Raw genomic sequence first — 12,892 nt, forward strand, 5'->3', positions numbered from 1 at the left:
CGAATACGATACGGAACACGGTTCCGATTGGCCAGTCGTCGTCCGGGCGCGGGCGGGGTGTGTCGGCCGGCGCGGGCCATGGGCTCGGGGGCGCTGGTCAGAGCTTGCCGGCCGCGCGGACCCGGTGGAGGTGGATCAGCACGTCGTAGGCGGGGCCGAGGGCGAGGGTGGGCAGCGGGTCGCTCCGAAAGGTCGCCCCGGCGTCGTAGGTCGGGCGGGCCGTGTCCAGCCAGGTGCGGGCCGCGGGCGGGGCCTGGCGCAGGTCGAGGTAGTAGTCGCGCGGCCGGACCCGGTCGAGGAGGTACTCGTTCATGCCGAGCGTGGCCGGTGCCACGGTGGTGCTCCGCCAGTCGTCAGTGAACGTGTCGGCCTTGGTGAGGAAGGAACCGCTGCCGAAGGTGAAGCCGACGGCGACGTAGTCCCCCCGGAGCGCCTCGCGCAGGAGGGCGCCCTCGGGCCTGGGGAACTGCTGCGGGTCGGCCGACCGGAGGCTGACGTGGGCGTTGTGCGCCGAGAGCAGCACCTTGCCGCCGTAGCGGCGCTGCCACCACAGGGTGTTGTCGGCCATCGCGCGGTCGCGGAGCGTCTGCGCCGCGAACGCGGAGGCGGTGTCGTCGACCCGCATGGCGCAGAAGGCGAAGGTCCGGGCGATGTTCCGGGCGTGCTGGACGGCCAGCTCGTAGTCCTTGTCGCCGGCCTTCCCGGAAGCGGTGACCAGTTCCAGCGCCTGCTGCGCCTGGTCCGCGTTGCGCTGCCGCTCGGGCACCGGGATCCGGGTCAGGTAGCCGAGGGCGTCGTTGAACGGGCGCAGGCCGGCGTACAGCTGCTCGACGCCGGACAGCGAGGCGGGGGCGGCCTTCCGCAGGTAGTCGGTGACCTCGCTGAAGGGCTGGTCGCCGATCCCGGGGAAGCCCAGGTCGGTGCCCACGAAGTGCACCGGGCGCTGGGGGCGGGTCCGGTTGTAGGCCCGCATCCAGTTGATCAGGTCGGCGAACTCCTCCCGCTGCCACGGCGATCCGGCCATCACCCGGCGCACCAGCTGCCGGGCGTCGCCGTTGCCGTCACGGTCGCCCCGGCCCTGTACGAACGCGTCGATCAGCAGGCCCGCCGACCAACTGGCCTCCAGGGCGAAGACGGTGAAGCCCTTCTCCTCGACCAGGTAGCGGAACACCCGGTGCTTCATGGTGAAGAACTCATGGGAGCCGTGGGTCGCCTCGCCCAGGCCGACCACCCGGGCCGCACCGATCATCGACCCCAGGGCGCGCAGGCCGGCGGTCGGGGCGTCCGGCTCGGTGGAGCGCAGCGGGTGGGCGAGCCGGCCCAGGGCCTCGGAGACGTCCGCGGGGCACGGGGCCGACCCGGGTGCGGCGGGCGTGGCGGCGGCCCCTGCGGTGCCGGTGGGTGCGGCGGTGGCCGTGGTCGGGGCGAGCAGAGCGCTGGTCGCGACGGCCGCGGTGCCCATGGTGGCGGCCAGCACGGTCCGTCGGGCGATCGGCTTCCGGGACACGGTCATGATGGGTACTCCTCGGCTGGTGGGTCGTCGTGAGTCGAGGAGGGCCGACGTCGGTCGTCGTCGGCTCATGTCGGCTCAGGTCGACCCGCGTCGGTTCAACTCGTCCGGCGCTCTTGGCCGGTGAGAGAATCCTCCGCCGAGGAGGGGGTCGGGCGCGCTGGGGAGGGCCGCCATGATCTTCCGGGGGTATACCCCACCCGGGCGGGGCCCCTGGGGCACCCCGGGCGGTTCCCCTGGGGCCACCTGGACGGGTGGGCGGCCTGCTGGTAGCGGGTGACGGCGTTCGGGGCCCGCCCGACACCGCTGCTGCCGGTGCGGCCGGAGCAGTGGTGTCAGGTCGGTGCCGTCGAGGTGTTCCTCAGGAGAGCTGGTCGGCGCGGTGGGTCGGCCGCCCGTCCAGGACGGTGAGCAGCACGGGGACCTCCGCGAGGGCGGTGGCCGGGGTGGTGAGCGGGTCGGCGGCCAGGACGGTGAGGTCGGCCCGGTGGCCGACCGCGATCCGGCCCGCGCGGTGTTCCTCGCCCGCGGCGAAGGCCGCGTTGACGGTCATGGCGCGCAGCGCCTCCAGGGCGGTGAGGGCCTGGCCCGGGTTGTGCGGGGGCCGGCCGAGGTCACGGGTGGGGCGACGGTGGCGGGCGCCTGCCATGACGCCGAGCGGAGGGTAGGGGGCGATCGGCCAGTCGGAGCCGAGGACGACGGTGGCACCGGCGTCCCACAGGTCGCGGCAGCGCCAGGCGCGATCGGCGCGCTCCTTGCCGAGACGGCGGGACCAGTTGTCGGTGTGGTCGGCCCGGGTGAAGTCGCAGCAGTGGGTGGGCTGCATGGAGGCGATCACGCCCAACTCGGCGAAGCGGCCGACCAACTGGTCCGGGACGGTCTCGATGTGCTCGATCCGGTGGCGGACGGGAGCGGTCCGGTCCGGCGACCCGTCGGCCGCGGTCGTCGCGGTGGTCGTCGAAGTGGCCCTCGCGGTGGTCGTCGTGCTGGCCTTCAGCGTGGCCTGTTCGACGGCGTCGAGGGCGTGCCGGACGGCCGCGTCGCCGATCGCGTGGGTGGCGGTCGGAACCCCGGCCCGGTGCAACTCCTCGATCACGCGGGTGTAGTGCGCCGGGTCGGGCCAGAAGGCGTGGGTGGACTCGCCGTGGCAGTCGGGGCGCTCCAGCCAGGCGGTGCCGTTGTCGATCGTGCCGTCCATGAACAGCTTGACGCCGTCCACCCGCCACAGCTCGCCGCCCCGGCCCTGGAGTTCGATCAGCGCGCGCAGCCCGTCCCGGTCCACGCCGGGCTGGCACCAGGGCGCGACCCGCAGGCGCAGCGGCAGTTCGCCGGCGCTGTCCAGCTCGGCGTAGAGGTCGAGGCTGTCGCCGCCCGCGTCCATCGCGTGGCCGCCGGTGAGGCCGCTCGCGGCCATCGCGCGCAGGGCGGCGGCCAGGCGCTCCCGGCGCTCGGCGTGGGTGGGCTGCGGGGCGGCACGCTCGACCAGCTCGCAGGCGGCGGCCTCCAGTAGCAGACCGGTCGGACGGCCGTCGGCGTCGCAGACCACCTCGGCGGCCTGGGCGAAGGTGCGGGGGCCGTCGATGCCGGCCAGCTCCAGGGCGCGCCGGCTGGCGAGCATGGAGTGGGCGTCGAAGAGCTGGAGCAGCGCCGGGACGCCGTCCAGCACGGGGGAGAGGGCGGCCGCCTCGACCGGGCGGTCCCCGAAGGCGTTCGGGTCCAGGCCCCAGGCGTGCAGCCAGGCGCCCGGGGCGAGGCTCCTGACCTCGGCCGCGAGGGCGGCCCGGACGGAGCTGAGGTCGGTGCAGCCGGAGAGGTCCAGGCCGTGGGTCAGCTCGGCGCCGGTGACCGGGTGCAGATGGCCGTCGACCAGGCCGGGGGTGACGACCGCGCCCTTGAGGTCGATCACCGTCGTTGCCGCGTCGGCGAGTTCGCGGATCGTCCGGTCGTCGCCGAGGGCGGCGATCCTCCCGTCGACCACGGCGAGCGCGGTCTGGGGGAGGAAGCCGCCGGACGCGGGGTCGAGCAGGCGGGCGGAGAGGAGGACGAGGGAGGTGCTCACTGCGGCTCCAACGGGGGCGCGGGGTGGGGGATTCGACGGTGATGGGGGAGTGGCGGGGCCGGGGTCGGGGAGTCGGGGGCTGAGGGTCAGGGGGTGGGGGTCGGGGGTGAAACCGGGGTCGGGGGTGAAACCGGGGTCGGGGAGTCGGGAAGGCGGGGAGTCGGGGGCCGGGGTCAGGACTGTTCGTCGGTGGAGGTTCGGGCCGGGGGCTCGGGGAGGGTGAGGGCGCCGTCCGGCAGGCCGAGTTCGCGTTCGGCGGTGGCGGCGGCGAGTCGGGTGACGGACGAGGGGTGGTTGCCCAGGCCGGTGTTGGCGTGGGAGGCGAGACCGTCGATCACCACCAGGATCCGGACGGCCGTCAGGTTGGCGTCCTCGGTCCGGAACTCGCCCCGGTCGACGCCCGCCTGGACGACGCCGCCGAGGCGGCCCCGCCAGAGCGTCTCCTGGCCGAGCACCCGCTCGCGCAGCACGGGACGGTAGCGGCTGAGGTGACGGACGTTGAGCCAGAGCCGGCTCATGTCGTCGTAGTCCGGCCCGGTGGTGTGGGCGAAGAAGCGGGCGAGGTGGTTCAGCGAGGACCCGTCCGGCGGGTCGGCGGGCAGCAGCGTCTCCAGTTCGGCGGTGGCGGCGCTGCCGAAGGCCTCGGCGACCAAGTCCTCCACAGCCGGGAAGTAGTGGCTGATCAGACCGGGTCTGACGTCCAGCTCGTCGGCGATCCGGCGCAGGGTGATGCACTCCAGACCCTCGGTGAGGGCGACCGCGGCAGCCGCTCCGACGATCTCCGCCCGGCGGTCGTCGGGTGACTTCCGGATCCGTTTGCGCTGAACGCTTGACGTCATGTGGCGGATGCTATTGAGTGTGCGACCAATAAGCAAGCAGGTGGGCACGACACCCCCACGGAGGGCCCCCAATGGCGTCCACGCTCCCGGACCACCCCCAGTCCGACTCCCCCGCCGGACCACCGTTCCAGCAGCCCCCGCATCCGCAGCAGGAGCGGAGCGGCCGGGTCGAGGTCCACGGCATCGACCACATCCCCGAGACCGAACGGCGCGGTCGCGCCCGCGAACTCTTCTCCGTCTGGGCGGCGGCCAGCGTCAACTACCTGAACCTGGTGGTCGGCGGCTCCCTGGTGCTCACCGGGCTCAGCCCGTGGCAGGCCTTCGCCGTGGTCGTGGTGGGCAACCTGTTCTGGCTGAGCACCGGCCTGCTGGCGGTCTCCGGGCCGGCCGCCGGCGCGCCCAGCGAGGTGATCACGCGCGCGCTGTACGGCGTCCGGGGCAACCGGGTGAACAACGCCGTCACCGGCTGGATGATCTCCGTCTGCTACTTCGCGCTGAACCTCGCCGCGGCCGCCGTGGCGGCGTTCTCCCTCGCGGAGCAGGTCGGGATCACTCCGGACACCCCGATCAAGATCGCCATCGTGATCGCGATCGTCGTACTCACGCTCACCATCAGCGTGTACGGCCACGCCATGATCGTGCGGCTCTACCTGCCGATCACCCTGGCCCTCGCCGCCTCCTTCGCCGTCGTCGGGTACGCGATCCTCCGGCACGCCGACTTCGGCTGGAGCCAGCCCGAACCGCTCAGCGGCGGCGGGCTGTGGGCGGCGGTCCTGGCCGGCGTCACCCTGATCGCCTCCGGCCCGCTCTCGTACACCACCAGCGCCGACTTCTCGCGCTACCTGCCGGCCACCACCTCCCCGAGGGCCGTCCTCGGCTGGACCGCCCTCGGCGGCTTCCTGCCCAGCGTCGTCGTCGGCAGCCTCGGTGTGCTGGGCGCCACCGCCGTCGACATGACCGACCCGCAGGCCGCCCTGCAGAAGATCCTGCCCGGCTGGTTCACCCCCGTCTTCCTGCTCTCCCTGGTCGTCGGCACCATCGCGGTCAACGCCCTCACCGCCTACAGCGCGGGCCTGGCCCTCCAGGCCGTCGGCATCCGCATCCGCCGCACGCTCAGCGTGCTCGTGGACGGCACGGTCGCCGTTGCGCTGACCCTCTACGCGCTGCTGGTGTCCAACTTCCTGGACACGGTCAGCAACGTGCTCCAGCTGACCGTCGTCCTCCTCGGCCCCAGCACCGCCATCTACGCCGCCGACATCTTGCTGCGCCGCAACCGCTACGACGGCCGGGCCCTGACCGACGAGAGCCCCGGCGGGCCCTTCTGGTACCGCGCGGGCGTCAATCCGGCCGGTGCCCTCGCCCTGCTGGCCGGCGTGACGACCTCGGCGCTCTGTGTCGACACCCTCTACACCGGCCCGATCGCGGCCCTGACCGGCGTCGACCTGGCCCTCCCGGTGGGGATCGCGGTGGCCGGTACGGTCTACGCCCTGCTGATGCGGAGGGCGAAGCGGCACGGAAGGGCCTGACGGCGGGGGCGGTCCGGCGGGCGCGCAGGAGGTCGGCCGGCCCGACTTCCTGCCCGCTCGGGGGTGGGTGGGCGGCCGGAGTGGGCAGAGGGCGCTGAGGGTGCTGAGGGTGCTGGCGGTCATGGGCGCTTCTCCTTTCCTTGTCGCTGTCGGGAGTTGAGGGGACGTCGGCTAGGGTGCCGGGATGATGGGAGAGGCGAGCGCAGAGGTCGTGGCGGAACGGGAGCGGTTGGCCGAACGGGTGCGCCAGGAGTTGAGGGCCGCCGGCCTGCCGGTGGTACTGCCGACCGAGGCGCCGGTGGTGCCTGCGGGAGCGCTGGTCAGCGTCGACGAGACCACCGACGAGGACTTCAGCGAGGTGGCCGTCTCCTGGAACTGCCACCCGCGACTCCAGGACTGCTCCCGGGACGCCTACCGGTCGAACCGGTGGGACGATGCGGCGTTCCGTCACAGCGGGGTGGTGCATCGGGCGATGATCGCGGCCGTGATCGGGATTCTGGAATCCGCCGGGTTCGCGGCTCGGGAGAGCCCGCACGAGTACGAGCCGCTGACCGTTGAAGTGCTGTCCGGTCCCGGCGTTCCTCCGCCCTGGGTGGTGGGGGACGCGCGGTAGGCCAGCCCGGCTGGGGAGTTGGCGGCCCCGTGCTCCGGGCGGGGGTCAGGGGCAGCGCAGGTGGGCGAACGGCGGCGCGCCCCATATGACTTCCGCTACGCCACCATCCTCCGCCCGGCCGTTCGGCGTCGTCTGTCGGTGTTCTCGGTTAGGGTGCGGTCCGGCTGCGCCTGGCCGTCGCAGGGCCGGCGCGAGGGGAGGGGCGCCATGATCGACGTCGTCGGTGACGATCCGCGCGGGGCCGGGGAGCAGGGCGGTGAGGGCATCCAGTGGTTGGCGGACGCCGGTGGGGAAGTCGACGGGGTGGTGTTCGCCCGTGGGATCCCGCCCCGGGAACTGGCCCGTCGGATGGGGGCCGATCCGGCTGCCGCCACCGCGCCGATCAGCGGCCGGGAGATCTGGGAGCTGGACATCGAGGTCTACCGCCCCGGAGACGTCGGGGACGGCGTGATCAGGGTCGGCGAGTCGGACGGCTGGTCCTTCGCGATCGAGTACGGGGACTCGACCGGAGGTGAGCTGCTCACCGAGATAGCCGGCGAGGGCGTGGAAGTGGTCCACTTCCGGCCGATGCCGGAGCAGCCGCCCGCTCTGCTCGACTACGCCCGGGACGGGGCCGTGCTGTGCGGCTTCGGCCTGGGCCAGGAGCGCTGGCGCTGGGGCCAGGAGCCGGACCTGCTCGTCCCCGAGTTGGTCGCCGCGAGTGTTCTGGAAGCCGACGGCGTCACCCCCTGCAGCCTCGGGGGTGCGCCGTTCGTGGGCGTCCACCGGCGGACGCTCGGCGCGGTCGGGCGGCGGTTCGGGCTGTGCCTGCCGCAGACGGTACTGGGCGAACTGCGGCTGCCGGCGTACGTGGTGCGGGGCCGGCCGGGGTTGGAGCCGAGGTGAGCTGAGCCGGGGCAGCGCGGCGCTGCCGGTGCGGGCGGACAGGATGTGGGAGATGACGGCGGACATGGGGGCCTTCCCTTCCCGGGCCCCGACGGCGGGGCCTCGATGACCGCCATCCTTGCGCGCCGCCGGCCGCCCACACATGTGCCGAACGGGAGGTTCCGGTGAGGAGAAATCCGGCTCGGGGGTGCCGATCGGCTGCCCTGGGTGTGCGTCGGGTGTGGCGTCTCGCAGCCCGCGCCGCCGGTGAGGGAGCGCAGGGAAGAGAAGAGGTGTGAACGGGTGGAGGGTGGAGCCGCCGCTCGGGAAGGCACCGCCGGGCGGCGCCCGCGACACCCGCGACGCCGCGTGACCCAGTGGTCGCCGCGGTCGTCACGGTCGGCCGTGGCCGTGGTGCGTGGCGCTGTCGGGCGGAACCGGGCCGCCGTCCTCCTTCTCAGGCGGCGAGGCCGACCGCGCGCAGCCGGGCGGCCGAGCGGGACAGCCGGACCGCCGCGACCGGGCTCGGGCAGAAGCCCAGCGCGCTGACGGCGAGCACGGCGCCGGGGGTCAGCCCACCGGACAGGATGCTGACCACCGCGGCAAGCACCGGGGTGAGCAGCAGCGGCGAGACCAGGAGCAGCGTCGCCTGCCACTTCTCCCGCCGCGTCCACTGCCGAGACCTGGTCACCCGGATGGCCGCGACGACGGCGGAGGCGAACCCGAGCACCGGTCCGAGGGCCGGGACCAGCGCCAGCGGCAGGGCCAGCACGGCGAGGGCCAGGGTGAGGTTGGTCCAGCCCGCCGTCTCCGCGGTGGGCGCGCTCTGTCCCTCCTCGGCGAGGGCGGCGTCGATGATCTGCCGCGGGGTGCCCAGCTGCGCCAGGACGGAGCGGACGGCCTCCTCGGTGAGCGGGGCCTCGGAGAGCGAGACCTCGATGTGCTCGCGCAGGTCGGCCAGCAGCTCGTTGCGGCGCTCCGGGGGGAGCGTGGCGGTACCGCGGGCGACCGCATCGAGGTGGGCGCGGACCAGGGGGTGCTCGACGGGGTTGTTCACGGGTGCTCTCCGGGTGCGAGGACGTGGTCGATGGTGGCGCGGAAGGCGGGCCACAGCGCGGTGAACTCCGCGAGTGCGCTCCGACCCTCCGGCGTGAGGGTGTAGTACCGGCGGGACGGGCCGCTGGCCGAGTCGCGCAGGAAGGTGTCGGCGAGCCCGGCGCGGCGCAACCGGGACAGCAGCGGGTAGATGGTGCCCTGGCTGGTCGCGAGCATCGGGTGGCGGCCGAGCTCCTGGAGCAGTTCGACGCCGTAGCGCGGGCCGTCGCGGAGCAGTGCGAGGACGCAGTACTCCAGGACGCCCTTGCGCAGTTGGGTCGCCACGGGACCGTCGGGCGCGCCGAGCCCGCCGGGCTGGATGCGTCCGTCGGGCCTGCCGGGCCCGTCGTCGCCGTCCGCGTCGGTGCTTGCGATGCCAGGTACCATGCAATGCAAGATAGCAGGCGAAGCAAGATAGGCCCAGCCGCTTCTCCGGTCGGCTGCCTCCGGTCCTGTCGCTCCGCCTGCTCCGGTGTTCCGCCCGGCCCTGCTGCTGCCCTCGCCGGGGACCGTTCAGTGGCCGGGGCGGCGGAAGTCCGGCTCGACGTCGCGCAGTCGGAGCAGGAGGTGTACGCAGCGGTGTCGGCCACCGTCGGTGGTGAGGCCGCCCCTGGGCGGGTTGAATCCTCACCCGCCCGGCGGGTGGCAGTCCGGGCGGCGCACGCCCCCCGTCCGGAGACTCCGACGGGCGTCGACGTGCGTCGGCCCCTAGGGTCTGTGGTGCGCCGACGGTGCCGAGCGCCGGGGCGTACGCCTCCCTGACACACCAGGGCGTACGCCGTCCTTCCGTGCGCCGCCGCACCCGTCCGGCCGCTCCGGCGCACCCCGCCGGGCCAACCCGAGAGGTGGACCGCCCCATGCACACCGTCGTCCGCGGTGCCGGCGCGCTAGGCCTGGTCGCGCTGCTGATCGCCCCCGTCTCCGGCTGCCAGGGCGACAGCCGCTCCGTGGTCGAACCCGCGCCGAGCTCCCCGGTCACCGGTGCGAGCGCCAGCGGCCTGGCCGCCCAGCGGCTGGACTGGAAGGCCTGTCCGGCCCCGAGCGCCGCCCAGGGCGGCGGCACCGCGCCCGCGGGCGACTGGGAGTGCGCCACCCTCAAGGCCCCGTTGGACTACGCCAAGCCGGACGGGAAGACCCTCGACCTCGCACTGATCCGCAGCAAGGCCAAGGACGAACAGCACCGGATCGGCTCGCTGCTCTTCAACTTCGGTGGCCCCGGCGCCTCCGGTGTCGCCACCCTGCCCGCCCTGGGCCCCGCCTACGCCTCCCTCAACACCCGCTACGACCTGGTCAGTTTCGACCCGCGCGGGGTCGGCGACAGCGCCGGGGTGAAGTGCCTGGACGACCGGGCGATGGACGTCAACGCGGCCGTCGACAACACCCCGGAGAACCCCGCCGCGGTCAAGGAGCTGGACGACAGCAACGCCCAGTTCGCCGCCGCCTGCGAGCGCAACTCCGGCCCGGTGCTGCCGTACGTGGACACCGAGAGCGCCGCCCGGGACCTCGACCTGATGCGGCAGGTGCTCGGCGACCAGAAGATCTCCTACTTCGGCATCAGCTACGGCACCCAGCTCGGCGGCGTCTACGCGCACCTGTTCCCGCAGGAGGTCGGTCGGGTGGTCCTGGACTCGGTGGTCGACCCGACGAAGGACCCGCAGCAGAGCGCGCTCGGCCAGGCCCAGGGCTTCCAGCTCGCCCTCGACGACTTCATGAAGGCCTGCGCCACCCAGGACACGGCCGCCTGCCCGACCGGCAACGGCGGCGCCGACGGCACCGCCCGGATCACCGACCTGCTGCAGAAGCTCGAGCAGTCGCCGCTGCCCACCAGCAGTGGGCGCAAGCTCACCGAGAGCCTGGCCGTCACCGGCATCGCCGGCGCCCTGTACAGCAAGCAGACCTGGCCCGCGCTGGCCTCCGGACTCACCGAGGCGATGCAGGCGGGCACCGGTGACACCCTCCTCGAGCTCGCCGACTCACTGCTCGGGCGGGACCCCCAGGGCCACTACAACAACCTGAACGCGGCCAACCGGGCGATCAGTTGCGTGGACGCGCGGCAGCGCTACTCCGACCAGGACGTCGAACAGCAACTGGCGCAGTTCCGCGAGGCCTCCCCAGTGTTCGGGGCCTTCACCGCCTGGGGCCTCACCGGCTGCACCGGGTGGCCGGTCCCCGGCCGGACCGACCACCCGGACGTCTCCGCCCAGGGCGCCGCCCCGATCCTGGTGGTCGGCACCACCGGGGACCCGGCCACGCCGGTCGAGGGCGCCCACGCGATGGCGCAGCAGCTGGGTGCGGGCGTCGGCGTCACCGTCACCCTCAACGGGGAGGGCCACGGCGGGTACAACACCGGCAATCCCTGCCTGAAGCAGACCGTGGACGCCTACCTGCTGGACGGCACGGTGCCGGCCGACGGGACCACGTGCAGCTGAGAAGTGGACCACTGCAGTTGACCTTGATTGGCCCTGGGTAGTGGTCCAATTGCCTTCTAGGATCGACCTCGTGAACACGAACGGGAACAAGAACCGGACCGCGATCGGGAACCCGATCGAGAACGAGAACGAGAACGAGGGTGCGGAGGTCGAGGCGAAGGCCGAGGCGGCGGTGAAGGACAGGCCCACCAGGGTCGACTTCTACTTCGACCCCGTCTGCCCCTTCGCCTGGATCACCTCCCGCTGGATCCTGGAGGTCGCGCGTCAGCGCGAACTCGACCTCACCTTCCGGGTGATGAGCCTGTCCGTCCTCAACGAGGGCCGGACCGACCTTCCGGAGCGCTACCAGCGCCTGATGACCACCGGCTGGGGCCCCGTCCGGGTCTGCATCGCCGCCGCGGAGCAGCACGGCGAGCACGTGCTGCGCGAGCTCTACACCCAGCTCGGCACCCGCTTCCACGACCATGACCGCCCGGCCGACGACAGCGTCATCCGTGAGTCGCTGGTCGCGGCCGGGCTGCCCGAGGAACTCGCCGAGGCGGCCGGCAGTACGGCGTACGACACCGCGCTGCGCAAGAGCCACCACGAGGGGATGGACCCGGTGGGCGAGGAGGTCGGCACGCCGACCGTCCACGTCGACGGCACCGCGTTCTTCGGCCCGGTGCTGAGCGCGATCCCGCGCGGGGAGGACGCGTTGAAGGTGTTCGAGGGCGTGCGGCTGCTGGCCGGGTACCCGAAGTTCTTCGAGCTCAAGCGGACCCGCACGGGGTCGCTCGACTTCTCGTGACGACCGTCCGGGGCCGGATCAGCGGCGGTGCTGCTTGATCTTGATCCGGCCCGACCCGGGGTGGCCGACGAGGGTGATGGTCGGAGCTCCTGGCTCGGCCGTAGCGGCGGCCTTGTTGATGATGTGACCGGTGTTGGTGCTCGAGCCGTCGATCCGGACGCCCCAGCCGGCCGGCACGACCAGCCGGATGTGGCCCGAGCGGCACGTCGCCTCGACGGTGACCTCGCGGTGCGGGCAGTCGGCCTCGGTGAAGTCGATCGCGATGGACATCATCCGGCACTCGGCCACGATCCGCCGGGGCACCGTCCACCGGCCGGTCTGCTTGATGCTGCTCATCGTGGGCTTGAGGACGAGCACGTCGGTGCCGTCCTCGCTCCCGGCGGTCGGTCGGCCGCCCAGATCCGCCACCAGGGCGTCGAGTTCGGGGTAGGTCCGGGCCGCGTAGGCCCGGTCGAGACGTTCCTCCAACTCGCCGAGATCGATCCGGCCCTCCCCGGCGGCCGTGCGCAGCCGGTCGGCCACCGCCTCCCGGTCGGCGTCCGCGGCCCGGGGCTCCACTGCGGCTGCCGGGGCGGTCGGTATCGGCAGTGGGGCGGGGGCGTGGTCGTGGTCGTTCATGCGAGGACTCTAGGGCACGGGCGTCGCCGCAGGTCGGCGATGGGTCAGCGGCCGGTCCGCTGCGGCTCCTTGAGGGCCGCGGCGCGTGGCCGGGCTCGCATGAATCAGCAGGGTTCCGGTGGTCGGGGTCGGTAGGGGCCCGGTGGCGCCGGTCCCCCGTTCCGGGCCGAGGTGGCCTGATTTGGGCCGAGCTGGGCATCTGGGCCGATCGGCACTCCCTGAGCCGGATTTCGGTGTGCGGAACCTCCCGATCGGCACATGTGTGGGCGGGCCGCGGCGCACGAGGATGACGGTCAACAGGGGAGTGGGGCGCGAGGTGGGAGCGAGCAGGGCCCGGTGGCCAAGGAGGAGGAGCGGTGGGTGACAGTACGGCGACGATCCGTGCCGGACGGGCAGGTGGCGTTCCGCCGGCCCTTGCTCGGGCTCCCGTCCTGGGCCGGAGGGGTCGACCATGGAGAGGAAGGCTCCGGGCGGGGGCGGAGTGAAGCCCGGCGGTGCCGGCGGCGTCAGAAGTGTCCGAGGGGTCCGAGGTGTCCGCAGTGTCGGAAAGGA

The 12,892-nt window shown here is 73.4% G+C and carries 11 protein-coding genes; 5 read left to right on the forward strand and 6 right to left on the reverse strand.

Features of this window, described 5'->3' with window-relative positions:
* Positions 1–97: 97 nt before the first annotated feature.
* The 3 genes from AB0O91_RS06330 to AB0O91_RS06340 form a co-directional block, all read right to left on the reverse strand.
* Positions 98–1,513, reverse strand: a complete 1,416-nt coding sequence (locus AB0O91_RS06330; protein WP_363428457.1) for an erythromycin esterase family protein — start codon at positions 1,511–1,513, stop codon at positions 98–100.
* Positions 1,514–1,871: 358 nt separating this feature from the next.
* Complete coding sequence (locus tag AB0O91_RS06335) at positions 1,872–3,569, reverse strand: amidohydrolase (RefSeq protein WP_363428459.1); 1,698 nt, start codon at positions 3,567–3,569, stop codon at positions 1,872–1,874.
* A gap of 173 nt (positions 3,570–3,742) precedes the next feature.
* Entirely contained in the window at positions 3,743–4,408 is a 666-nt protein-coding gene (locus AB0O91_RS06340; protein ID WP_363428461.1) for a TetR family transcriptional regulator C-terminal domain-containing protein, read from the reverse strand.
* 71 nt (positions 4,409–4,479) lie between these two features.
* Here AB0O91_RS06340 and AB0O91_RS06345 point away from each other — a divergent pair, with 71 nt between their 5' ends.
* The 3 genes from AB0O91_RS06345 to AB0O91_RS06355 all read left to right on the forward strand — a co-directional run bounded on the left by AB0O91_RS06345 (position 4,480) and on the right by AB0O91_RS06355 (position 7,432).
* The gene (locus tag AB0O91_RS06345) at positions 4,480–5,934 is read left to right on the forward strand and encodes a cytosine permease (protein ID WP_363428463.1); all 1,455 of its coding nucleotides are present in this window, start codon (positions 4,480–4,482) and stop codon (positions 5,932–5,934) included.
* Between the two features lie 184 nt (positions 5,935–6,118).
* Complete coding sequence (locus AB0O91_RS06350; RefSeq protein WP_363428465.1) at positions 6,119–6,547, forward strand: hypothetical protein; 429 nt, start codon at positions 6,119–6,121, stop codon at positions 6,545–6,547.
* Positions 6,548–6,754: 207 nt separating this feature from the next.
* Entirely contained in the window at positions 6,755–7,432 is a 678-nt protein-coding gene (locus AB0O91_RS06355; protein WP_363428467.1) for a DUF6461 domain-containing protein, read from the forward strand.
* Between the two features lie 436 nt (positions 7,433–7,868).
* On the opposite strand, the gene AB0O91_RS06360 is transcribed toward AB0O91_RS06355, so the two are convergent.
* Both AB0O91_RS06360 and AB0O91_RS06365 read right to left on the reverse strand, forming a co-directional pair.
* Entirely contained in the window at positions 7,869–8,468 is a 600-nt protein-coding gene (locus AB0O91_RS06360) for a hypothetical protein (RefSeq protein ID WP_363428469.1), read from the reverse strand.
* Entirely contained in the window at positions 8,465–8,893 is a 429-nt protein-coding gene (locus tag AB0O91_RS06365) for a PadR family transcriptional regulator (protein ID WP_363428471.1), read from the reverse strand. Before AB0O91_RS06365 ends, AB0O91_RS06360 begins: the two co-directional genes overlap by 4 nt.
* A 470-nt stretch (positions 8,894–9,363) precedes the next feature.
* Between AB0O91_RS06365 and AB0O91_RS06370 the strand changes: the two genes are divergently transcribed.
* Both AB0O91_RS06370 and AB0O91_RS06375 read left to right on the forward strand, forming a co-directional pair.
* Positions 9,364–10,935: an alpha/beta hydrolase gene (locus AB0O91_RS06370; RefSeq protein ID WP_363428473.1), complete on the forward strand. Its 1,572-nt coding sequence runs from the start codon at positions 9,364–9,366 to the stop codon at positions 10,933–10,935.
* Between the two features lie 172 nt (positions 10,936–11,107).
* Positions 11,108–11,722 carry a DsbA family protein gene (locus AB0O91_RS06375; protein WP_363428589.1) on the forward strand — a complete coding sequence of 205 codons (615 nt, stop codon included), beginning with the start codon at positions 11,108–11,110 and terminating at the stop codon, positions 11,720–11,722.
* 18 nt (positions 11,723–11,740) lie between these two features.
* Here the strand turns inward: AB0O91_RS06375 and AB0O91_RS06380 are convergent, their stop codons facing one another.
* Entirely contained in the window at positions 11,741–12,340 is a 600-nt protein-coding gene (locus AB0O91_RS06380; RefSeq protein ID WP_363428475.1) for a DUF1707 domain-containing protein, read from the reverse strand.
* Positions 12,341–12,892: the final 552 nt, after the last annotated feature.

This window comes from Kitasatospora sp. NPDC089797 (assembly GCF_040684795.1).
Lineage (GTDB): Bacteria > Actinomycetota > Actinomycetes > Streptomycetales > Streptomycetaceae > Kitasatospora.

Bases quoted from the DNA above. Each gene is read 5' to 3' on its own strand.
- AB0O91_RS06370 (WP_363428473.1), top strand. From the start codon at position 9,364: ATGCACACCGTCGTCCGCGGTGCCGGCGCGCTAGGCCTGGTCGCGCTG.
- AB0O91_RS06365 (WP_363428471.1), bottom strand. From the start codon at position 8,893: ATGGTACCTGGCATCGCAAGCACCGACGCGGACGGCGACGACGGGCCC.
- AB0O91_RS06330 (WP_363428457.1), bottom strand. From the start codon at position 1,513: ATGACCGTGTCCCGGAAGCCGATCGCCCGACGGACCGTGCTGGCCGCC.
- AB0O91_RS06355 (WP_363428467.1), top strand. From the start codon at position 6,755: ATGATCGACGTCGTCGGTGACGATCCGCGCGGGGCCGGGGAGCAGGGC.
- AB0O91_RS06340 (WP_363428461.1), bottom strand. From the start codon at position 4,408: ATGACGTCAAGCGTTCAGCGCAAACGGATCCGGAAGTCACCCGACGAC.
- AB0O91_RS06380 (WP_363428475.1), bottom strand. From the start codon at position 12,340: ATGAACGACCACGACCACGCCCCCGCCCCACTGCCGATACCGACCGCC.
- AB0O91_RS06350 (WP_363428465.1), top strand. From the start codon at position 6,119: ATGATGGGAGAGGCGAGCGCAGAGGTCGTGGCGGAACGGGAGCGGTTG.
- AB0O91_RS06345 (WP_363428463.1), top strand. From the start codon at position 4,480: ATGGCGTCCACGCTCCCGGACCACCCCCAGTCCGACTCCCCCGCCGGA.